This window comes from Thermus sp. NEB1569, from assembly GCF_022385295.1.
In the GTDB taxonomy this organism is placed as follows: Bacteria; Deinococcota; Deinococci; order Deinococcales; family Thermaceae; genus Thermus; species Thermus scotoductus.
This window is the reverse complement of the sequence record NZ_CP092445.1, coordinates 351,612-372,738: the sequence shown is the minus strand read 5'-3', so window position 1 is coordinate 372,738 and position 21,127 is coordinate 351,612. Positions and strand designations below refer to the sequence as shown.

Sequence of the window (21,127 nt, the reverse complement as noted above, 5' to 3'; positions counted from 1 at the left end):
CAAACGCATGCAGCCCAAGACGTACATACCCAAGGAGATCGAACCCCGGTGGGTTCTCATTGACGCCGAGGGCAAAACCTTAGGGCGGCTGGCCACGCAGATCGCCACCCTGCTACGCGGCAAGCACCGCCCCGACTGGACCCCCAACCTTCCCATGGGCGACTTCGTGGTGGTGATCAACGCCGACAAGATCCGCCTCACCGGCAAAAAGCTGAAGCAGAAGATCTATACCCGGTATAGCGGCTACCAGGGGGGGCTGAAGGAGATCCCCGCGGAAAAGATGCTGGCCACCCACCCGGAGAGGGTGCTGGAGCATGCGGTAAAGGGCATGCTCCCCAAGGGGCCTCTGGGGCGGAGGCTCTTCAAGCGCCTCAAGGTCTACGCCGGCCCCACCCATCCCCACCAGGCCCAGAAACCCGTTAAGCTGGAGGTCAAGTGATGGAGCAGTACTACGGCACCGGTAGGCGCAAGGAGGCGGTGGCCCGGGTCTTTTTGAGGCCCGGAAGCGGCAAGGTCACCGTGAACGGCCAGGACTTCCAGGACTATTTCCAGGGCTTGGTAAGGGCGGTGGCGGCCCTCGATCCCCTGAGGGCCGTGGATGCCCTGGGGCGCTTTGACGCCTACATCACCGTGAAGGGAGGCGGCAAGAGCGGCCAGATCGACGCCATTAGGCTGGGGGTGGCCCGGGCCCTTCTCCAGTACAACTCCGACTACCGCGCCAAGCTGAAGCCCCTGGGCTTCCTCACCCGGGATGCGCGGGTGGTGGAGCGGAAGAAGTACGGCAAGCACAAGGCCCGCCGGGCGCCCCAGTACTCCAAGCGCTAAAGCAGGTCCGGCTCAAGCCCCTGGGAGAGGATCCCGGGGGCTTTTTCCAACTCCCGAAGGGCCTCCTGAAGCTCCTCTGGCGAGAAGGCGTGAACCCTTTCGTGCCTTAAATAGACCAAACGGGCCTCGGCCTCCACCCCCCAGGCCCGCCGCACCGCCTCCCAGTAAAGGGCTAACTGCAGGCGGTAATGCTCCGGGGCCATCCTCTGGTCGGTCTTGTAGTCCTCCAGGTACCACCTGTCCCCCACCCGGTAAAGCCGGTCCAGAACCCCATACCAGACGGTGCCCGCAAGGGGCAGGACCAGGGGAAGCTCAGCGTGGTCCTCCTCCCGGTTTTCCAAAGCAGGGAGGACTTCCCCCAGCATGCGCCGGTGGTTCCAAAGGAGGAGCCGCACCTCCGCAAGAAGGCGCTTTTGCTCCTCCTCGGGGAAGGGGAAAGCCACCTCCTGCAGGAGGAGGGCCCGCATGGCCCCCTCGTCCCCCGGGTCCAGGTTGCGGGCTAAAGCGTAGTGCACCAGGGTGCCCAGGGCCCGGGGGTACTCGGGGAGGGTTTCGGCCTCGAGGGCCTGGGAAAGAGCCAAAGGCTCCCCCTCCCCCTTGCGGTAAGCGCTGGGGGAAAAGACCGGGGGAAAGCGCTTGGACAGGATGAGGTGCTCCGCGTAAGGGGCGGGGGGCTGGGGTTCAGGAAGAAGTGGGGGGGAGGGCAAGGGAGGAAGGCCCGCCAAGGGGTGGCGGTGCACCAGGGGGTCCTGGTCCGCAGGCCCCAGGCCCAGGTCCATGAGGGCCTCGGCCCAGGGTCCAGGCCGTTCGGAAAGGCTTCCCGTGAGGAGAAGCACGTCCCTGGCCCGGGAGAGGGCCACGTAAAGGAGCCGCAGGGACTCCTCCTCCTGGGCGCGGGCCAGGGTCCTTCTCAGGTTTTGGTACCCCTCCGTCCCCTCCAGGGCCACCTCGCCGTCTAAGCCCACCAGCACGGGTTCGGACCTCCCTCCCTCGTGGCGGGCGAGGTCAAAGACCGCCACCACCGGCCACTCCAGACCCTTGGCCGCGTGGACCGTGAGGAGCTGCACCCCTTCTCCCCCCTCGGGAAGCTCGGAGGTTTCCGGGTCCTCGGCCCGCACCTTTAGCCACTCCAAAAGGGCCTCGAGGTCGGGGAAGCGCTCCTCCGCGGCCAGGAGGAGAAGGGTGTCCAGATTGGCCCGGGCCCTCCGGGAAAGCCGCCTTAGGAAGACCTCGTCCCGCACAAGGGCCTTCAGGGCCTCGAGGGGACGCAAGCCCGCAAGCGTCTTGAGCCCATCCAGGCGCATCCGCACCTCCGGGGGAAGGAGGGGAAGGGGATCTTCCGCCTGCAGGGCCTCCTCTACCTGCCCGAGGTCCACCCCCACGAAAGGACCCCTCAGGAAAGCCAGGAGGGAAATGCGCTCCTCAGGGCTTGGGGGACCCTCCAGCAGGGCGAGGCGCAAAGCGTGGTAGACATCCCGCACCTCGGGCCTCTTGAAGAAGCTCTGCCCCCGCCTGAGGACGTAAGGAACCCCCAGGGCCCGGAAGGCCCTTTCCAGGAAGGGAAGGCTTGCCCGGCTCCGCACCAGGACCGCCATCTCCCGGTAGGCATAGCCCTGGCCCCGAAGGGCCGCAAGCCGCTCCACCAGAAGGGCCGCCTCCTTCTCCCGTTTTTCCGGCAAGCCCCCCTCCCCCACCACCCAGTGGACCTCCACCAGGCCCTCCTCCTCCCTTAGGGGCACCACCGGCACCCGCTCGGGCTCGGGGAAAAGGTGCTCCACAAAACGGTTCAGGAAGCGTGCCACTGCCTTGGCGTGGCGCCGGGTTTCGGCGAGGCGATGGACCTCCGCCGCCTCCTTGAGGGCCTGGCGGAAGACCTCCACCCGGGCGTTGCGGAAGAGGTAGATGGACTGCTTGGGATCCCCCACGGCCACCACCTGCACCCCTGCCTCCTCCAGGACCCGGAAGAACCGCCCCTGCAAGGGATTCACATCCTGGTACTCGTCCACCAGGAGGTAGGGGAAACGCTCCACCACCCTTCTCACCGCCTGGGGATGTTCCAGGAGACGAAGGGCCAGGGCCTCGAGGTCCCCTGGCCCCAGGGCCTCCCGCGTGCGCCGGTGGTAGCCGGAAAGGACCTCCTGGAACAGCTCAAGAAGCCCCTCCGCCCCGGGCAGGGCCCGAAACGCCCCCGCCAGGGAGCGCTTCCGGTAAAGAGCGAGGAGGGACCCCTCCAGAGCTGGGTCCAGGCCCTTCAGGTAAAGAAGGCTTCGCGCCTCCTCCAGGAAGAGGGCTTCGGCCAAAAGCTCGTCCAATAGGGCAAAGTCCGGGTCCAGGGAGAGGAGGGGGGCGGTGTGGCGGATGGCCTCGGCCATAAAGCCGTGGATGGTGGTGAAGACTGCCCCGTAGACCTCCCGCTGCGCCTCCTCTGCCCAAGAAGCGGAGGAGAGCCTGGCCACCTCGCCTTGGATGCGCCGCCTCAGCTCCTCCGCCGCCTTGCGGGTGAAGGTGACGGCAGCCATGCGCCGGAGGGGCACCCCCTGGCGCAAGAGCGCCAGGAGCTCCCCCACCAGGGCATGGGTCTTGCCCGTGCCCGCGGAAGCCACGTAGAGCCTCATACCTCCTCCTTGCGGCAGATGTCCGCCAGACCGCAGGCGTAGCAGTGGTTCCCAGGTGTTGGGCGGAAAGCCCCTTGCTGCCAAAGCGAATAGGCTTCCTCCACTTGTCGCCGCACCTCCTCCACTGCTTTGGGAAGTTGAGCGGACCGCTGGCGGCGGTAAAGGGTAGGCCTCCCCATCCAGGGCCAAGTCCATAGGTGGACCTCATGGATATCCCTGCGCTCCACTAAAACCCCCAAGGCATACCACTCAGTCCAACGCTTTCGGGGTCCCAGGTCGGGCTCTCCTCCCTGAGGCAGAAGGCGGTAAAGGTGAATGATGTCGCCTTCCCTCCGGACCCCATCCAGGCGCAGGTTCAGGGGCTTTCGTTCCCACAGTCTCCAAAACTGCATGGTTTGCCAATGTTCTCTATACGCTTCCAGCCAGGGGCCTACCTCGGGGTCACGCAACAGCCGTTCCCGCTCCTCTGGCAGGAGGTGCCAGCCCAGGGCCCCATCCTCCAGGCGAAGGGGAAAGCGCTCCAGATAGGTCCGAAAGGGGCACTCCCCGTGGCGGCGGAGGACCTCCAGGTGGGCCGGGGGAGCGTGGGAGGTGGGGAGGGGCGGGGTGAAGGATTCCTCCGGCAGGGCCTCGAGGCGGCCTGAAGGCGGCAGGGGCTCGGGCCTCATTCCCTTCTCCAGGGGTTCGTAGGCCCCCGAAGGCCCCGCCTCTGGGTAGAGGAGATAGACCTCATCCCCCCGGGTGGAAAGCGCCTGGAGGAAAAGGGGGTCAAGGCCCCGAAGGCGTCGAGGTAGCCTCCTGAGAAGCCCCCGCTCCCGCAACTCCTCCAAAAGGAAGTAGTCCTCCCCTTCTCCCAGGGTGTAGCGCCCCGCCACCCAGTCCAGCACGTAAACCCGCCTGGCCCGCACCCCCATGGCCCGAAGCGGGGGGAGGAGGGCCACCCCCCGGAGGGGTTCTTTAGGCAGGGCCTCATCCAGAAGGAAGCTCCGCCACCAGGCCAAGGGGTTTCCCCCATCCGCCCGCAAAGCCAGGCGAAGCCGGGAGAGGAAGAACTCCTTGGCCGCCACCCCAAGCCGCTCCAAGACCTCCTCCGCCCAGGCCAGGAGGTTGGGCCCGGGGGTGCGCAGGGCCAAAAACGCCTGCCATTCCTGAAGCAAGCCCTCCCTTTCCGCCAAAAGCGCCAGGGCCTCTTCCCCCGCAAGCCCAAGCCGCAGGGCCCTCCGGCCCAGGGCGGAAAACCCCAGGGCCAGAAGGTCCCGCCCGGTGGGCATGGGGTTCAGGAGGGCCAGGACCCTTTCCCCCTCCTCCGTGTCCGCCAAGGCCCCCTCCCGCCCGTCGTAAAGGGGCAAGCCGTACTCGTCCTGAAAGAGGAGAAGCCCAGGGATGCGGTCCTCCGGGGCCACCACCATCACCTCAAAGGGGTCCAAACCCTCGCCCCCCAGGTCCCTCGAGGCCAAAGCCCGCTTGAGGGCCCTCAGGAGGTGGCGAGCCTCCTCCACCGGGTTGGCCAGGGCCCAGACCTCCTTCTTCACCGGCCTTTGGGAAAGGGTCTGCCAGGGTTCCAGCCCCTCCGGAAGAAGCTCCAGGGTGAGGAGGACGGGTACCTCCCGGGCCAGGCGCTTAAGGAAGCGGAGGTCCAAAGGACCCACCTCTCTAAAGCCATCCACCACCACCAGGTCCGGCCTCGGGAAAAGGCGAAGGGGCACGCGGCCCGCCCGGTGGCGGAAGTCGTCGTAGTCCAAGGCCTTTTCCTTCAGGCGCTCGTAGGCGAAGTAAACCCGCCTGAGCCTTCCCGCCTCCCCCTCCTTGGGCAGGGCGAAGGGGGAAAGGCCATAGCGCTTGAGTTCCGCAATGGCCCGGGCGAAAAGCCGGGCCTCCCCGGGGGCAACCCCTTCCCCGTAGAGGTCTCTAAGGACCTCCCCCACCAGGGCCACCCTTCCCGCCCCGGGAAGCAAGGGCCCAAGCCGGCCCACCTCCGCCAGCACCCGGTAGTAGAGGGCCTGGAAGGACATGAACTCCAGGCCCAGCACCGCCCCTTCCCCCCCGAAAAGGCGGTACACATAGGCCCTTTGGTGGGGCAGGCCCACCCAGTAGACCCTCCCCCGCCGCTTCAGGACCTCCAGGGCCCATTCCCGGGCCAGGGTGGTCTTCCCCGAAGCGGGGGGGCCCAGGAGGGGATAGAGGCCCGGCTTCATATGGGGGCATTTTAAAACCGGAAAGCCCGGGAACCCGTGATACCCTTTCGTGCCGAACCCTACCCCTTACACCCTCCAAGAAAAAGACTTGTGGAAGGGATCTTCCGGGGCCTCCAACCTGGCGAAAACCAGGTTGGCGCTATATCAGGGAATGGCTTCCGGGGAAAGGGGCAGGGGAGTGAGATCCAAGCCCAGGCGCAGCACCCCCACCACCCGCCCCCGGTGGAGGACGAAACAGCGGTACCCCTCCGGCAGGACCAGCACCCGCCGGGCCAGGGAAAGCTCCCGCAGGAAGAAGAAGGGGCGCATCCGCATGGGCTTACCGCGGATGGGGCCCATGTAGGGCATGGGCCTGCCCCCCTCGAGGGCCAAGAGAAGCAGGGGCCTCTCCCCCACCGCTTGGCCCAGGACCAGGACCAGGGTATCCCCTTCCCGGTAGAGGGCCTGGACCTCGAGGGTCCGCACCACCTTAAAGCACTGGGTCAGCACCTCTTCGGGCGAGGGGCCAAAGCCCTTGGGGCCCTCCTCCCCCAGGGCCCAGCCCCCGAGGGCCAGGAGGAGGAAGACCCCAAGCCACCGCATCCTTCCCAGTTTGACCGATCTGGCCTTGTACCCCTTCTCGCCCATATCCGTCCCGGGATGGGGTTAACCAGGGTCCCCACCCTGGCCTGGCCAGGGTGGGGTGGGCTTAGAAGCCCCGCTCCGCCGAGATCAGGGCCAAGGCCGCCCGGGCCAACAGGAAGGCCCGTCCGGGCTCCTTGGAAAGCCTATTCTTGGCCTCGGCCACCAGATCCTTCACCAGGCTGTCCTGGGCCCGGTAGTAGGCGAGCTCCTTCTCCGCCCGGTCCACCACACTCGGGACCCGCTGGGTCAAGCGGGCATCCGGGCCCGGCCGCCCCTTACCCCACGGGGCAAAGGCATGGCCCCTGGGTCCAAAGGGATGGTGCATCCCCATCCCCATACGGGGGGCTGGCCTCGGCCCCCGGGCCTGCACCTGGGGTTCCCCTGAGGCTGCCCGGAAAAGGAGAAGGGCGGCCTGGGCCTCCCGCGCCGCCTTGAAGTACGCCTTGGCCTCGTAGCTCTTCTCCGCCCGGGCCTTCACCTCCTTGGCCCAGGCGAGAAGCTTTTCCTCCCCCGTGGCCCCCTGGACCACCGCCTGGAGCCTGGCCAAGGCCGCCGAGGCTACCGCCGCCTGCTGGTAATCCGTGCCTTGGGCCAAGGAAAGGCCCGCCATCAGGAGAACCAAACCCATGAGCACCTGTTTCATTCCCTATCACCTCCGAACTGGAGGCTATCCCCTCTGGCTAAAGGGCGCATCGGGCGAAACCTTAAGGGAAGCCAAAGGCAGGTAGAGCCCCACCGCCGCCCCGTCCTGGTTGTCCACCCACGCCCTTCCCCCATGGGCCCGGGCCACCGCCGCCACCAAGGCGAGGCCCAGGCCCGTGCCCTTTCCCCCATGGACAAAGGGCTCCAGGGCCCGGGGCAAAAGCTCGTTGGGGAAGCCGGGCCCGGAGTCCACAAGCCAAAGCCAAACCCCCTCCCTGTCCCGCTGGATCCTGGCCTTAAGGGGAAGCTTCCCGTGGCGGCGGGCGTTGTCCAACACGTTTTCCACCGCCAGGGCGAGAAGCTCGGGGTCCGCCAGAACCTGGCCTTCCCCTTCCACCTCCAGGCCCCATCCCCCCAAGAAAGCCCGCAGGTCCAGGGGGATGAGCCTGGAGGAGGTGGCCTCGAGGCGGGATAACCTGAGGAGCCCGGAGAGCAAAGCCTCCATCCTTTCCGCCTCCCGTAAGGCTCCGGTGAGGGCCCTGGGTTCGGGCTTGCGCAGGAGCACCTCCAAGTACCCCTTCAAGGCAGCCAGGGGATTGCGGAGCTCGTGGGAGGCATGGCGGGCAAACCGGCGGGCCGCCTCCTCCTTCTCGGAAAGCTCCCTAAGAAGCCCCCCCACCTGGGCCAGGCGGCTGTTCAAGGCCTCCACCAAGGGCCTCAGTTCCGCCAGGCCCGGGTCGGGAAGGGGGCTTAGGTCCTCAGGCCGCCGGGCCTCCAGGAGGTTGGCCAGCTGCCCCAGGGGGCGCAGGGCCCAAGCGAGCCCCAGGGCGGAAAGCAGAAAGATGGCCAAAAGCACCCCTCCACCCCAGGTGGCGTAGAGGAGGAGAAGCTTCCGCCCCAGACCGGCGACCCCCTCCAAGGGGACCGCCATGCCGAATCCTCCTTCCTCCCGGGGCAGGGCCACGTAAAGCACCCCCCGCCACACTCCCTGGTAGGCTCGTCCCTGAGCAAGGGCCTCGAGGAGACCAGGGGGAAGGTCGGGGGAGGGCACCTCGGTGAAGGCCACCCCCTTCTTCCCTATCGCGAAGCCCGTGCCGCCCCCATAGACCTGGGCCAGGCGGAAAAGCTCAAGAAGAAGGGCCTCCTCTTCCTTGGGTCCCTCCTCCTCAAGGAGGTAAAGCCGGGTGTAAAGGGCCCGGCGCAGGTCCTCGCTGGCCGCTCCTTCCGCCTCCCTGGCGGAAAGAAAGGCCAGGGGCAGGGCCAGAAGCAAGAGGGCCAGGAAGAGAAGGGCAAAAAGCCTCCCCCTAAGGGAGGAAAAGGCGGTAGCCATAGCCGCGCACCGTCTGGATGGGGTTGGGCTCCCCCAGGGCCTTCCTTAAGAGGGAGAGGTGCACCTCCAAGGTGGCGGGGTCCACCTCCTCCCCCCAGACCCTCAGCATCAAAGCCTCCTTGGAAAGCACCTCCTCCGGGGACTCCAGAAAAGCCTTCAGGAGGAGGAACGCCTTGGGGGGAAGGGAAAGCCTCCTCTCCCCCCGGAAGGCCTCCATGCGCCTGGGATAAAGCCTCAGGTCCTTGTAGGCCAAAACTTCCGGGGCCTCCTTCCCCCTATGGGCGCGGCGCCAGAGGGCCTCGAGGCGGGCCAGGAGCTCGGAGAGGCTATAGGGCTTGACCAGGTAGTCGTCCGCCCCCTCCTTGAGGCCCTTCACCCGCCACTCCACCGCATCCAAGGCGGTAAGCATCAGCACGGGCACCTCCGAGCGAGCCCGGATATCCTTAAGCAGGGAAAAGCCATCCCTTTCGGGCAGAAGCACGTCCAAAATCACCACCTCCGCCCAGGGAAGGAGGCTTAGGGCTTCCTTTGGGCTTTCCGTGGCCTTGACCTCGTGCCCCTCGAGGGAAAGCCCAAGCTCCAAGGCCTCCCGCACTCCTGGGTCGTCCTCTACCAGAAGCACCCTCATGCCGGGTTCCGCCAAAGGGCCAGGGCCCGCACGGGGGCGTACACCTCCAAGGGCGGCAGGGCCTCCCCGGTCTTCAGGTCTATGCGATGGATGCGGCTCGCCCCGCGCCTGGCCGCATAGAGAATGCCCCCAAAGGGCAGAAGCTCCACCAGGCTCATGCGGTCCTCCCCCTCCAACAGGGGCAGGGTGTGGGAGGCGAGAAGGGATCCCGCCAGATCCAGCACCCGCACCTTGGCCGCCTCCACATCGTAGAGGTAAAGCCTCTCCCCCTCCACCCCCACCCCACCGAGAAGCCTCAGCTCCTCGCTTTCCTTGGAACGGCGGAAGGCATAACGGGAAAGGTAGCGCCCATCCAGGGCCAGGCGTTGCACCTGGCGGTTGCCGTAGTCCAGGACGAAAAGGAACTCCGGCGTGGCCGCCAGGGCCTTGGGATCCTGGAAGGTGCCCCGGCCCGGCCCCTGGCCGCCAAAGCGCTCCTGGTACTGCCCCTTCAAATCGAGCCGGCTCACCGTGGCGGTCTCCGAGTCCAGGACAAACAGGCTACCGTTGGCCACCGCCAGGGCCGCGGGAAAGAGGAACTCCCCGGGCTTCATGCCGTAAGGCCCGGCGGAAAGGAGGAGCTCCCCTTCCGGGGAAAAGCGGTGAAGGAGCTTGGCCCCGTGCTCAAAAACCGAGATCCAGATGCCCCCCTCCCCATCGGCGGCCACGGAGAGGGGAGGGGCCGGGAAGTAGCCCGGACCGGAGCCAATGCCGGAAAGGAGCCGGGCAGCGGTACCGGAAAGGTCCAGAAGCCGCACCGTGCCCTTCTTGGCCTCCACCCCCAACAGCAGGTAGAAGGGGTGGGGCAGGCCCCGCTCCTCCTCCCAGGAGGCGGAAAGGCCCCGGATCACCTCGTCCAAGGACGGGCGCTTGGCTGGGTCCTTCTCCAGCATCTTCAAGACCAGGTCGGAAAGAACCTGGGGAATCTGGGGATTGAGCTGCTTAGGAGGGGTGGGCACCTGGAAGATCTGCTGGTGAATCACCGTCTCATACCCCCCGGTGAAGGGGGGCTGGCCGGTGAGGGCCTCGTAGAGAACGATGCCCAAGGAGTAGATGTCCGAGCGGTGGTCCAGCTTCTGGCCCTTGGCCTGTTCCGGGCTCATGTATACCGGAGTGCCGATGCGGGCACCGGTGATGGTAAGGCGGGTGAGCACCTTGCCGGCGGCGATGCCAAAGTCCATGAGCCGCACCCCCCTGGGGTCCACGCCATCCTCCTTGAGGGCCCCTTTGAGCACCATGATGTTCCCCGGCTTGATGTCCCGGTGGACGATTCCCTGGGCGTGGATGTGCTTAAGGGCATCGGCCACCCGGGCGAGGATGGCTGCCGCCTGCTTCAGGGAAAGGCGCCTTTCCTCTATAAGCTTGTCCAGACCCTCCCCCTCCAGGTACTCCATGGCGATGAAGTGCACTCCATCCACCTGGCCATGGTCGTAGACCTTAACAATGTTGGGATGGTCCATCTTGGCCAAGACCTCCGCTTCCCGGTGGAAGCGGCGCACGAAGCGGGGGTCGCCCACAAAGCGTTCCTGGGGAACCTTGAGGGCCACCAGGCGGCCGGTTTTCCTATCCTTGGCCTTGTACACGGTGGCCATACCCCCCACGCCCACCTTCTCCAGGATCTCGTACTGCTTCTCCAGAGCCCGGGCCTCCTCCGTGGTCTTGGAACCGGAGGAAGCCCGTCCCTGGGTACGGGAACGCCTTTGGACCCTCCGCCGGGGACCCAGGTAGACCCGGGGTGAGGCCAGCAGCCCCAGGCCCATAAGCAGCCAGGGGAAAACCACCTCCGCCCGGGCCCCCGTGGCCCAGGCGGCTCCCGAGAGGAGGAGCAGGAGGAACCATAGGGCCCACGGGGAAAGGCGGGAAGCCAGGGCTGCGGTGAGGAGAACCAGGAGGAAGGCCAGAAGCCCCTGCATCACTCCACCCGTAAGGCCACGGCGGTGACGTTGTCGTCCCCACCCCGGCGCAAAGCCTCGGCCAGAAGGCCCTCGAGGCTCGCCTGCAGGTCCTTGCCCAAGACCCACTCCTCCTCGGGCACCAGGCCGTAAAGCCCATCCGTGACCAAAAGCACCCCTTCCCCAGGGGCAAGGTGCACCTCCTTGAGGTCAAAGCGAGCTTCCGGCAGGCCCAGGGCCCGGGTGAGGACGTTGCGGTAGGGATGGCGCTCGGCCTCCGTGCGGGTCAGAACCCCTTCCCTCAAGCGCTCGGCCACCCAGGAGTGATCCTCGGTGAGCCGCTTAAGCCCCTTGGGGGTGAGGTGGTAGGCCCGGGAGTCCCCGATGTGCCCCACCACCCCCTCCTTGAGCCAGTCCGCATAGAGGAAGGCGGTAAGGGTGGTGCCCATGCCCTTCTTCCCAAGCCTTTCCGCCTCCTTCTCCACCCGCCTGGCCGCCAGAGTGAAGGCCTTTTCCATCACCTTGGAGAGGCCCACCGCTGGCCGGCCTCCCTTCAGGTGCTCCGCATAGGCCCGCGCTGCCTCGGAAATAGCCTCTATGGCCACCTTGCTGGCCCACTCCCCTGCCTCCATCCCCCCCATGCCGTCGGCCACCGCCAGGAGGAGGAGGTTACCCTGGGGGACCTCGAGGCGCATCACCCGGTGGAAGTCCTCGTTGTTCTGGCGGCGGCCCACATGGGAGACCGCGGCCACGCTGTACCGGGGAGCAAGGCGCATCGGACCCATTATAGGATGAATGGGTGGAGCACCTGGCCGACCTGGTGGACCTCTACGAGTACCGGGTGGAGGACCTGGCCGCAGGCCGCACCCCTAAGGGGGGGAAGAGGGCCCTTTTGCAACTGAGGGCCTTCCTCATCCAAACCCGCCTGCCAGGGCCCTTGGCCAAGCGCTTCCGCCAGGCCGATGCTCGCTTCAAAGCCCTGCGGCAAAGCCCGAACCCTCCCCCACCCGTAGAGACCCCTTCCCCGGACTTTCCTGCCCAGGCCTTGGAGCACCTGGAAGAACCCACCCCCAAGCCTTCCCCCTTGCGGGCCATCGCCTTAAAGGTGTGGCACCTCCTGGCAGAGCGGGAGGCCAAAGCCCGGGCCAAGGACCTTCTGACGGGGAGGCGGGAGGAACTCAGGCTCATCCACGCCTTCTTGCAGAACTACCTGGAGTACCAGGAAAAGGAAACCTTCAAGCGGGACTTCAACCTCTCCCGCTTCCACCCCACCCACCCCATCCCCTCTCTTTCCGATAGCCTCATGGACCTCGAGGACCCCAAGGTGGCCGAGGCCCTGGTGATGGAGTTTTTGGAAACCGCCCTGCACCTTCCTCAGGACCTTCCCCTGCCCCCTGAGGAAACCCGCACCTACATCCGCCGCTTCCTGAACCGCATCCTGGAGTGGGACGACGCCTACGGCCTTCCCCCCAAGCGGGACCTCATGCCCTTGAAAAAAGCCCTGGAGGAAGCCAAGCGTCTGGGGGCAAGCGCCCTGGAGATTGCCAGGCTGGAAGAACGCCTCAGGAAAGAGGCCCAGGAGGAAAGGCGGCGGGAACTCCTCTTGGAAGAGGAGCGGCGCCGCTTCCGCGTGGCCCTGGAAAAGGTCATCGCCCTCCTGAACCTGCTTCCCACCCCGCAAGGGGAAACCCCCTGGCCCCGGGTTCCCGAGCCCGGCCAGGGGGAGGAAAGCCTCCTCACCTTGCCCTTGAGGCCAGGGCGGATCCCCTTGGGACCCCTCACCCTCACCCTAAGCCAGGTGGAAGGAACCTGGCACCTGGGTTTGGGCGGGGAGGATTACGTGCTGGAGGACACCCTGGTGATTCCCTGGGAGGACCTCGAGGTCCTGGCGGTGCGGGAAAGGGATCTCCTCCACCTGAGGCTCGAGGCCCGAAGCGGAATCAGGCTCTACGAGCTCCTGGCCGAGGGGCGGATGCTAGCCCTCCTCCTAAGCCCCAACCAGGACTACATCTACCTGCGCCTCCTCAGGGCCCTTTATGCCCGATTGAAGGGTGAGTTCAGCCCCCAGGCCTTTGGCCCCGAGCTGGCGGAGAAGTACCGCCAGGCCCCCTGGGAAGCCCTGCAGGACTTCGCCCGCAAGGTTTTGGAGCTCGCCCTGAAACGCCTGGGTGGGGCGGACCCCACCCCCCTCCTCAAGGAGGTGGGCCAAGCCCTGGGGCAGGAGCGGGAAGCCCTGGTTTTGGCGGAGGCCTTAAGGGAGTACCTGGGCCGCCGCCCCCCCACCCGGGAAACCCTGGGGGGGGAAGTGCACCTGCTTTCCATCGGGGCCGAGCCCCTGGCCCTCAAGGTGGGGCAAACCGTCCTCTCCCTGCGCCCCAGGAACGCTCCTTCTGGAGACCCCCAGGAGGACGTCCTTTACGTGGGCCAGGCGGGCGAGGTACCCCAAAGGCTCAAGGACCTTCTGGTCTACCGCCTCTCTGAAGGAACCGTGATCCTGGCCCGAGAGGGAAGGCGGCTTGCGTACCTGGTGATGGAAAACCCTTGACTTAAAGCCATTCCTGGTATACTCCCGGGCAAGGGGGTAGTATGAAAGTTTTGGGGCACAAAGCCTTTGCCCGGTTAATCCTCTCCTACCTGGTTTCCCAGGCGGGGAGCAAGGTACACCGGGTGGCCCTCCTGGTGCTGGTCTATTTGCTCACAGAAAAGGCCCTTTGGGTTTCCTTGGTCCTGGGAGTCCAGCTTGTGGGCACCGTGGTCTTCTCCCCCCTCCTTTCTGCCTGGGCTGATACCCAGGACCGCAAGCGGCTCCTGGTGTGGTCCGACCTTCTTCGGGCTCCTTTGGTGGCCCTTATCCCCCTCCTTGGGGCCAAGAGCCTTCCCATCCTGCTTCTTCTGGTCTTCCTGATTGAACTCCTGCGGGACCTCCATGACCCCATCCAAAACGCCGTGGTCCCGGACCTCGTTCCCAAGGAAGAGGTGGATGAGGCCAACAGCCTGGTGCTTCTTGCCGACCGTCTTTCCGAGGTGCTTTTCGTGGGGGCGGCGGGGGTGCTGGTGGCGGCGGTGGGGCCTGCCTTTGCCTTCTATTTGGATGCCGCCACCTACCTGGCCTCGGGGCTCATCCTGATGGGCCTTCCCTCTCTAAAGCCCCAGAGGCTTCCCAAGGCGGCCTTCTTCGCCCGGGTGAAGGAGGGAATCGGCCACCTCGCAGGCCATCCCGCCCTCCGCCGGGCGGTGGGCACCCTCTTCGTGGCCGCCGCCTTCGGCTCCGTGGAAACTGCTCTAGGGGTGGTGCTGGCCATCAAGTGGCTCAAGGTAGGCTCGGCGGGATTCGGCTTCATGGAAGCGGCCATGGCCTTGGGGGCCATTCTGGGAGGGCTTGCCATCCCCTATCTCCTAAGGCGCCTTCCCAGGGAGAGGCTCTTCCTGTTGGCGCTTTTTCTCTTCGGCCTCTTTGAAGCCTCCATCGGAGCCTTTCCCCTTTTCGCCTGGGTGCTCCTGGCCTTTTTCGTAAGCGGCTTCCTCAACATGGCCTTCATCGTCCCCGCCCGCTCCATCCTGCAGCTCAACACCCCCCAGGAGATGCGGGGACGGATTTTCGCCGCCTTCAGCGCGGTGATGAACGCCGCCGTTCTCCTGGGCACCCTGTGGGGCGGAGCCTTGGAGGGATGGATGGGGGCCCCCCGGGTCTTCCTGCTGGCGGGGGCCATGGTGAGCCTGGCGGCAGGCTATACCCTCCTCACCGGGGGCATCCCCGCACCCCAGGAAACCCGCCAGACCCAGGAAGCTTGACCTAGGCTTCCTTCAGCCAGCGGGCCGCTTCCAAGGCGTAGTAGGTAAGGATCCCCTGGGCCCCGGCCCGCCTTAGGGCGTAAAGGCTTTCCAGAACCGCCCTCCTTTCGTCCAGCCAGCCCCTTTGGCTTGCCGCCTTCAGCATGGCGTACTCCCCGGATACCTGGTAGGCGAAAAGGGGCTTGGAAAACCGCCCCTTAAGGGCGAAGAGCACGTCCAGGTAGGGAAGGGCAGGTTTGACCATAAGCATGTCGGCCCCCTCGAGGTCATCCAGGCTGGCCTCCCGCAAGGCATCCCAGAGGCCGGCCTTCGGGTCCATCTGGTAGCCCGTACGGTCCCCGAACTGGGGGGCGCTCCCTGCCGCCTCCCGGAAGGGGCCGTAGAAGGCGGAGGCGTACTTCACCGCATAGGAAAGGATGGGCACGTGAAGGAAGCCCCCCCGGTCCAGGGCCTCCCGGATGGCCTTGACCTGCCCGTCCATCATGGCGCTGGGGGCCACCACATCCGCCCCCGCCTGGGCCTGGGAAAGGGCGGTCTTGGCCAAAAGCTCCAGGGTGGCGTCGTTATCCACGTAAAACCCCAAGGGGCCTTCCCGCACCACCCCGCAGTGGCCGTGGTCCGTGTACTCGCAAAGGCAGGTGTCGGCCATGACGAGAAGCTCGGGAAACTCCCGCTTCAGAAGGCGGATGGCCCGCTGGACGATGCCCTCTTCCGCATAGGCTCCATGCCCCAGGGAATCCTTCTCTTCCTCGGGCAACACGCCAAAGAGAATCACCCCGCCCAGGCCCGCCTTGAGCACCTCCTCCGCCAGGCGGGGCAGCTGGGCCAGGGGGTGCCGGAAGACCCCAGGCATGGAGGAAACCTCCTCCGGCTCCCCTCCCTCCTTCACAAAGACCGGCAGGACCAGGTGCCTGGGGCTAAGCTCCACCTCCGCCACCAAGGGCCTTAAAAGGGGCGAACGCAGCCTTCTTGGGCGCTCCATGCCTTCCACTATACTCAGGAAGGAGGGAGCATGAACCTGCAGAAGCTCTTGAAGGAAGCGCAGAAAGCCCAGAAGAAAGCCGCCGAGATCCAGGAGCGGCTGGAAACCATGACCGTGGTGGGCACGGCCCAGGGCCTGGTGGAGGTGGAGGCCAACGGCCACGGCAAGATCCTGGCGGTCCGCCTGAAGCCCGAGGTGCTCAAGAACTTCCAGGAGGACCTCGAGGGCCTGGAAGACCTCCTCCTGGTGGCCATCCAGGACGCCCAGAGGAAGGCCCACGAGCTTTCGGAGAAGGAAATGGCCCGGGAGCTTGGCGGCGTGGGGCAGATGCTGGGCAAGCTCTTCTAGGATGAGGTACCCCGAAAGCCTCCTCAAGCTGGCCCGCGCCCTCTCCCGCCTGCCTGGGATCGGCCCCAAGACCGCCCAGAAGCTTTCCCTTCACCTGGCCTTCCACCGGGAGGAGGCCGAGGAGCTGGAAAGGGCCCTGGCGGGCCTCGAGGCCCTGGGCGTCTGCCGGGTCTGCGGCAACCTGGCGGAGGGGGAGCTTTGCCCCATCTGCCAGGACGAAACGCGGGACCGGTCGGTGATCGCCGTGGTGGAAACGGTCTCCGACCTGTACGCCCTGGAACGGAGCGGGGAGTTCCACGGGCTTTACCACGTACTGGGTGGAGCCTTGAACCCTCTGGAAGGAGTGGGTCCAAGGGAGCTCAACCTGGAAGGCCTCTGGGCCAGGCTTTCCGGGGTGGAGGAGGTGGTCCTGGCCACCTCCATGACCGTGGAGGGGGAGGCCACCGCCCTCTTCCTGGCGGAGGAGCTCAAGCGCCGGGGGATCAGGGCCAGCCGCCTGGCCTACGGCCTCCCCGTGGGGGGAAGCCTGGAGTACGTGGACGAGGTAACCTTAGGCCGGGCCCTGGAGGGGAGGAAACCCCTTTAGGCCCTGGGGAAAGGGCATGGAGGAGCTTCTGCAACACCTCCTGGACCAGGTGGAGGGGGCCTTTGCCGCCGCCATCGGCACCCTGGACGGGCTCCTGGTAGAAGGAGCCAGGCGCAGGCGGGTGGACCTCGAGGCGGCCGTGGCAGAGCACGCCGCCCTTTTGCGCCAGGCCAAGGCTGCCTACGCCGGAAGCCTGGGCACCCCCCGGGTGCACGAGCTTTTGGTGGGGGGGCACCCCGTGGTAGGCTATGTCCACGTGGTGCGTAGGGCAGGCCCACGACCCCAGGGACCCGTGCCTCGAGGCAAGGGACACGAGGATCTTTTCCTCCTTCTCCTCATGGCACCGGAAGCCAACCTGGGCCAGGCGCGCCTGCAAACAGCCAAGGCCGTGGAAAAGCTGGCGGAGGTGGCGGGATGGCTTACCTAGAGAGCCTGGCCCCCTTTGGCGTCAAGCGGGCGGTGCTCACGGGCCTGGACGGCCTGGTCATCGAGGCCCTGGGCCGGGGCAACCCCCCGGCGGAGGTCCTGGCGGCGGAGCTGGCCTCCCTGGTGCGGCACATGACCCCCCTGGCGGAAGCCCTCTCCGGGGAGGTGCGCCGCTTCACCCTGGCCACGGAAAACCACGAGATCCTGGCCCTAAGGGTGGGGGAGTACGTCCTGGGGGCGGTCATCGAGCGGGGCATGGACCGCAAGGCCGTGGGCCAGGAGTTAACCCGCATCGCCCTAAAGGTGCAGAACCTCTGACGGTTAAGGAGGCATGGTGGAGCAAGCCCTACAGGAACTCAAGGCCACCAAGGGGGTACGGGTGGCCGCCCTCCTCAGCGAGGACGGGTTCGTGGTGGAAGAGGCCCGGGAAGCGGATGCCCCGGAGGCCAGCCTTCTTTCCGCCCGGGCGGCCACGGTGCTGGGGACCGCCAAGGCCCTGGCCCAGACCCTGGGCCAGGAAGGGGTGGAGGAGGTCATGGTAGAGTACCCCGAGGGGGCCCTGCTTTTGGTGCCCCTTCCCGGCTATCACCTGCTCCTTCTCCTGGACAGCGTGAGAAGCCTGGGGCGGGTACGCCTAGCCTTGAAAAGGGCCGTACCCAAGTTGGAGGAGGCGCTTAGATGAGCGAGCTAAAGCTGGACATCCAAATCGACAAGGACGTGGCCCTGGGTCGGTACACTAACCTGGCCCTCATCGCCCACACCAAGAACGAGTTCATCCTGGACTTCGCCCTGTTGCAACCCCAGGGCGGGGCCATGGTGGTCAGCCGGGTGATCACGAGCCCCCAGCACGCCAAGGCCCTTCTCCGGAGCCTGGCGGAAAACGTGGCCCGGTACGAGGAAACCTTCGGCCCCATTCCCGAGCCGGTGGCGGAAAGCCAGGCCTAAAGGAATGCCACGGGTCCCCGCCCTGGCACAAGCCAGGGCGGGGTAGCCCTAGAGGTTTTCCCGCCACCAGTCCAAGTAGGCCTTGAGCCGGGCGATCCTGCGGTCTGGCCTTCCGGAGCGGGAAAGCTCGTGCCCTTCCTCGGGGACGCGGAAAAAGCGGGCCTTCACCCCCAGGTGAAGGAGGGCGGTGTACCAGGTTTCCCCCTGGTCTATGGGGCAACGGTGGTCCTGCTCGGAATGGACCACCAGGGTGGGCGTCCGCACCTGGTGGACATAGCGCAAGGGGCTTTTCTCCCAAAGCACTTCCGCCCTCTCCCAGGGCCTAGCCATAAGCTCCATGAAGGTGAAGCGGGGGCCGATGTCGCTGGCCCCGAAGAAGCTGAACCAGTTGGCGATGCTCCGGTCGGTGACCGCCGCCTTGAAGCGACCAGGGTGGCGGGCGGTGAGCCAGTTCACCATATAGCCCCCGTAGCTTCCCCCCGCCACCCCCACACGGCCAGGATCCAGGGGGAAGCGGGCCAGAACGTGGTCCAAGAAGCCCAGGAGGTCCCGCTCGTCCCGCTCCCCCCATTCCCCCTGGAGCAGGGCGAAGTCCTGGCCGTAGCCGGTGGACCCCCTTGGATTGGCGAAGGCCACCGCATACCCCGCCTGGCGGAAGAGCTGGAGCTCCAGCATGGGTGCCCGCCCGAAGGCGGTGTGGGGCCCCCCGTGAATGTACAGGATGACCGGGTGGGGTCCTTGCCCTTCCGGAAGCAGGACCCACCCCGGCACCCGGTGCCCTTCCGGGCTCGGCCACTCGGTGTAGATGGGCTCGGCCAGGGGTAGGGAAACCCCCTCGTTGGGGTCGTAGACCCCCAGGGGACCCCAAAGCCGGGCCGGATGGGTAAAGTCCTCGGTGAGGAGGAAGAGTCCTCGCTCCGTGTGGGTAAAGGAGAGGACGCTCCCCTCCACGCCCAGGGCCTCGGCCTCCCCCTCGAGGCCCACCCGGTAAAGCCTTCCTGTCCCCTCCTCCGTGCGCACGATATAGACCCCATTTCCGGCCCACCTGGGCCCCTGGGTATGGGCCCCGTGGCGGAGATCGGAGTTGATGGAGTTCTGCAGGCTACCCTCAAAGAGAACCCGAACCTCCCCGCCATGCAGGTGGTAGAGCCGGGCCTCCGTACCCCCTCCCCGCTCAAAGGCGTGGCCCAGGAAGAAGAGCCCTTCCGGACTCCACTCCAGGGCAAAGATGGGGCCAAAGCCCCCGTAGACCTTTTGCAACCTGCCTTCCTTAAGCAGGTAGAGGGTATCCCGCCACTCCGCCTGCGCCCCCTTATCCTCGGCCATCACCAGGTAGAGCCCTTCGGGGGAAGGCACCATCTCCTTAGGGGCGGGGTAGCGGTCCAGAAGAAGTTTCTTCTGGCCCCCCTCGAGGGCATAAAGGGCCACATTCCCCTCGGGCAGGAGGCCCCGGCCGTCGAACTTGAAGGGCCACCCCTCGTACACGCGGGGGCTACCCGGCTTGGGAGCCTCCTTCAGGGCCAGGAAAACCACCTCCCCTTCAGGGCCCAGGGCGTAGTCCAAGACCCCCCGGGGTTTCCGTAAGCCTCTCCGCCTCCCCACCCCTTAGGTCCAGGCGGAAGAGCTCCTGGACTTCGCCTACCTTCCGCAGGAAGTAGACGTAAGGATGAGCATAGCGGGGCTTTTTGGCTTCCTCCTGGGTGAGCAAGCGCAAGGCGCCGTCAAAAAGAGCCAGCCTCGAGCGGTACCGGGGCGGGTCCCCCTCCTGGATATCGGTCAGCAGGAAAAGGGGGAAGCCATCGGGGCCAGGGGTGAGGTCCGACAGGAAGCGGAGCTTGAAAAGGATTTCCGGTTCCATGCCTCTATAATACTGACCGGTCATTCGCCTGCCCCCAGGTCCGCCTTTCCGGTAAGCTGGGCGCCATGGACCGGGATGAGCTGGTGCGCTACCTGGACACGTACCTGCGCTTGAAGGACTTCCCTCAGGACCTTTCCTTAAACGGCCTGCAGGTGGAGGGAAAGAAGGAGGTGCGCAAGGTGGGGGCGGCGGTGGATGCCGCCGAGGCCATCTTCCAGAAGGCCCTCGAGGAGGGGGTGGACTTCCTCCTGGTCCACCACGGGCTTTTCTGGGGCAAACCCTTTCCCATCGTGGGCCACCACAAGCGCCGCCTGGAACTCCTCTTCCAAGGGGACATCAACCTCTACGCCGCCCACCTTCCCCTGGACGCCCACCCCGAGGTGGGCAACAACCACGAGCTGGCCCGGGCCCTGGGCCTGGTGGAGCTGGAGCCCTTCGACGTGGGGGTGAAGGGGCGCTTTCCCCTTCCCACTCCCTTGGTCCAGGTGGCGGACATGCTGGGCCAGCTCACCGGGATGCAGCCCCTGGTCCACCAAGGGGGCAAAGGCCTGGTGGAAACGGTGACCATCGTATCCGGCGGGGCGGCGAGCCTCATCGGCCAGGTGGACACGGACCTCTTCATCACCGGGGAACCCAAGCATAGCGTCTTCCACGAAACCTTTGAGCGGGGCCTAAACGTCATCTACGCCGGCCACTACGACACCGAGGTCTTCGGGGTCAAGGCCCTGGCCCGGCACCTGGAGGCCCGCTTCGGCCTGCCCTGGGTCTTCCTGGACCATCCCACGGGGCTATGAAGGGCTTCTTCCTCACCCTCGAGGGCTTGGACGGATCGGGCAAAACCACCCAGGCCCGGCTCCTGGCCCAGTTCCTGGAGGAAAAGGGGATAAAAGTGCGCCTAACCCGAGAGCCCGGCGGGGGGCTTCCGGGAGTGCGGGACCTCCTTTTAAAGGGAGAAGCCCTTTCCCCGGAAGCCGAGTACCTCCTCTTCAGCGCCGACCGGGCGGAGCACGTGCGCAAGGTCATCCTTCCCGCCCTGGAGGAGGGCTTTTGGGTCATCTCCGACCGCTACCTGGACTCCAGCCTGGCCTACCAGGGGTACGGCCGCGGCCTTCCCCTCTCCTGGCTTTTGCAGGTGGCTAAGGAGGTCACCTTGGGCCTACAGCCGCACCTCACCTTCCTCCTGGATCTGCCCCCGGAGGAGGCCCTTAAGCGGGTTTCCACGCCAGACCGCCTGGAAAAGGCCGGACTGGAGTTCTTTAAGCGGGTACGGCAGGGGTATTTAGAGCTGGCCGCAAGGGAGCCCGGGCGCTTCCTGGTGGTGGACGCCACCAGGCCCGTGGAGGAGGTGCAGACCACCATCCGGGAAAGCATCCTAAAGCTCTTTCCCTAGAAGAAAAGCA

At 66.3% G+C, this 21,127-nt stretch carries 21 protein-coding genes and 1 pseudogene; 12 read left to right on the top strand and 10 right to left on the bottom strand.

The annotated features are described in order from the left end of the window. Positions 1-7: 7 nt before the first annotated feature. Together rplM and rpsI are read left to right on the top strand one after the other, a co-directional pair. Entirely contained in the window at positions 8-439 is a 432-nt protein-coding gene (gene rplM, locus MI302_RS02530) for a 50S ribosomal protein L13 (RefSeq protein ID WP_015717986.1), read from the top strand. Beyond that, entirely contained in the window at positions 439-825 is a 387-nt protein-coding gene (rpsI, locus tag MI302_RS02525) for a 30S ribosomal protein S9 (RefSeq protein WP_239726106.1), read from the top strand. Before rplM ends, rpsI begins: the two co-directional genes overlap by 1 nt. On the opposite strand, the gene MI302_RS02520 is transcribed toward rpsI, so the two are convergent. The 8 genes from MI302_RS02520 to MI302_RS02485 all read right to left on the bottom strand — a co-directional run bounded on the left by MI302_RS02520 (position 822) and on the right by MI302_RS02485 (position 11,566). Next, positions 822-3,440, bottom strand: coding sequence for an exodeoxyribonuclease V subunit beta (locus MI302_RS02520; protein WP_239726105.1), 2,619 nt, complete (start codon positions 3,438-3,440; stop codon positions 822-824). The two genes, rpsI and MI302_RS02520, sit on opposite strands and share 4 nt — an antisense overlap. Continuing rightward, a complete protein-coding gene (locus tag MI302_RS02515) occupies positions 3,437-5,635 on the bottom strand; it encodes a hypothetical protein (RefSeq protein WP_239726104.1) in 2,199 nt (732 codons plus the stop codon). Before MI302_RS02515 ends, MI302_RS02520 begins: the two co-directional genes overlap by 4 nt. A gap of 144 nt (positions 5,636-5,779) precedes the next feature. Then, positions 5,780-6,217 (bottom strand): hypothetical protein, encoded by a 438-nt coding sequence (locus tag MI302_RS02510; RefSeq protein WP_126165219.1) that lies wholly within the window; start codon positions 6,215-6,217, stop codon positions 5,780-5,782. A 106-nt stretch (positions 6,218-6,323) separates the two neighbouring features. Then, positions 6,324-6,902: a hypothetical protein gene (locus MI302_RS02505; RefSeq protein WP_239726103.1), complete on the bottom strand. Its 579-nt coding sequence runs from the start codon at positions 6,900-6,902 to the stop codon at positions 6,324-6,326. Positions 6,903-6,926: 24 nt separating this feature from the next. After that, positions 6,927-8,231: a HAMP domain-containing sensor histidine kinase gene (locus MI302_RS02500; RefSeq protein WP_239726102.1), complete on the bottom strand. Its 1,305-nt coding sequence runs from the start codon at positions 8,229-8,231 to the stop codon at positions 6,927-6,929. Continuing rightward, on the bottom strand, positions 8,206-8,859 hold the full coding sequence (locus MI302_RS02495) for a response regulator transcription factor (protein ID WP_015717993.1): 654 nt from the start codon (positions 8,857-8,859) through the stop codon (positions 8,206-8,208). Before MI302_RS02495 ends, MI302_RS02500 begins: the two co-directional genes overlap by 26 nt. Further along, entirely contained in the window at positions 8,856-10,811 is a 1,956-nt protein-coding gene (locus MI302_RS02490; protein WP_126204539.1) for a protein kinase, read from the bottom strand. Before MI302_RS02490 ends, MI302_RS02495 begins: the two co-directional genes overlap by 4 nt. Then, positions 10,811-11,566 (bottom strand): PP2C family serine/threonine-protein phosphatase, encoded by a 756-nt coding sequence (locus MI302_RS02485; RefSeq protein ID WP_172957787.1) that lies wholly within the window; start codon positions 11,564-11,566, stop codon positions 10,811-10,813. The genes MI302_RS02490 and MI302_RS02485 overlap by 1 nt, the downstream gene beginning before the upstream one ends. Positions 11,567-11,589: 23 nt before the next feature. Here MI302_RS02485 and MI302_RS02480 point away from each other — a divergent pair, with 23 nt between their 5' ends. Together MI302_RS02480 and MI302_RS02475 are read left to right on the top strand one after the other, a co-directional pair. Beyond that, complete coding sequence (locus tag MI302_RS02480) at positions 11,590-13,335, top strand: hypothetical protein (protein ID WP_239726101.1); 1,746 nt, start codon at positions 11,590-11,592, stop codon at positions 13,333-13,335. Between the two features lie 41 nt (positions 13,336-13,376). Next, positions 13,377-14,582 carry an MFS transporter gene (locus tag MI302_RS02475; protein WP_239726100.1) on the top strand — a complete coding sequence of 402 codons (1,206 nt, stop codon included), beginning with the start codon at positions 13,377-13,379 and terminating at the stop codon, positions 14,580-14,582. 1 nt (position 14,583) lies between these two features. Here the strand turns inward: MI302_RS02475 and hemB are convergent, their stop codons facing one another. Then, the gene (gene hemB / locus MI302_RS02470; protein WP_239726099.1) at positions 14,584-15,564 is read right to left on the bottom strand and encodes a porphobilinogen synthase; all 981 of its coding nucleotides are present in this window, start codon (positions 15,562-15,564) and stop codon (positions 14,584-14,586) included. A gap of 30 nt (positions 15,565-15,594) precedes the next feature. Here hemB and MI302_RS02465 point away from each other — a divergent pair, with 30 nt between their 5' ends. The 6 genes from MI302_RS02465 to MI302_RS02440 are packed head-to-tail and all read left to right on the top strand — an operon-like array spanning position 15,595 to position 17,869. Beyond that, positions 15,595-15,912 carry a YbaB/EbfC family nucleoid-associated protein gene (locus tag MI302_RS02465; RefSeq protein ID WP_019551544.1) on the top strand — a complete coding sequence of 106 codons (318 nt, stop codon included), beginning with the start codon at positions 15,595-15,597 and terminating at the stop codon, positions 15,910-15,912. Position 15,913: 1 nt separating this feature from the next. After that, positions 15,914-16,498 carry a recombination mediator RecR gene (recR, locus tag MI302_RS02460; RefSeq protein WP_019551543.1) on the top strand — a complete coding sequence of 195 codons (585 nt, stop codon included), beginning with the start codon at positions 15,914-15,916 and terminating at the stop codon, positions 16,496-16,498. Positions 16,499-16,514: 16 nt separating this feature from the next. Then, positions 16,515-16,925, top strand: a complete 411-nt coding sequence (locus MI302_RS02455) for a hypothetical protein (protein WP_019551542.1) — start codon at positions 16,515-16,517, stop codon at positions 16,923-16,925. Then, a complete protein-coding gene (locus MI302_RS02450; RefSeq protein WP_015718002.1) occupies positions 16,913-17,242 on the top strand; it encodes a roadblock/LC7 domain-containing protein in 330 nt (109 codons plus the stop codon). The genes MI302_RS02455 and MI302_RS02450 overlap by 13 nt, the downstream gene beginning before the upstream one ends. 13 nt (positions 17,243-17,255) lie before the next feature. Then, positions 17,256-17,606, top strand: a complete 351-nt coding sequence (locus tag MI302_RS02445; RefSeq protein ID WP_019551541.1) for a roadblock/LC7 domain-containing protein — start codon at positions 17,256-17,258, stop codon at positions 17,604-17,606. After that, a complete protein-coding gene (locus MI302_RS02440) occupies positions 17,603-17,869 on the top strand; it encodes a DUF3467 domain-containing protein (RefSeq protein WP_015718004.1) in 267 nt (88 codons plus the stop codon). Before MI302_RS02445 ends, MI302_RS02440 begins: the two co-directional genes overlap by 4 nt. Before the next feature lie 48 nt (positions 17,870-17,917). Here the strand turns inward: MI302_RS02440 and MI302_RS02435 are convergent. Then, positions 17,918-19,727: pseudogene (locus MI302_RS02435) on the bottom strand (prolyl oligopeptidase family serine peptidase). A gap of 65 nt (positions 19,728-19,792) precedes the next feature. Here MI302_RS02435 and MI302_RS02430 point away from each other — a divergent pair. Both MI302_RS02430 and tmk read left to right on the top strand, forming a co-directional pair. After that, on the top strand, positions 19,793-20,521 hold the full coding sequence (locus tag MI302_RS02430; RefSeq protein WP_239726098.1) for a Nif3-like dinuclear metal center hexameric protein: 729 nt from the start codon (positions 19,793-19,795) through the stop codon (positions 20,519-20,521). Beyond that, positions 20,518-21,117, top strand: coding sequence for a dTMP kinase (tmk, locus tag MI302_RS02425; protein WP_239726097.1), 600 nt, complete (start codon positions 20,518-20,520; stop codon positions 21,115-21,117). Before MI302_RS02430 ends, tmk begins: the two co-directional genes overlap by 4 nt. Positions 21,118-21,127 lie beyond the last annotated feature (10 nt).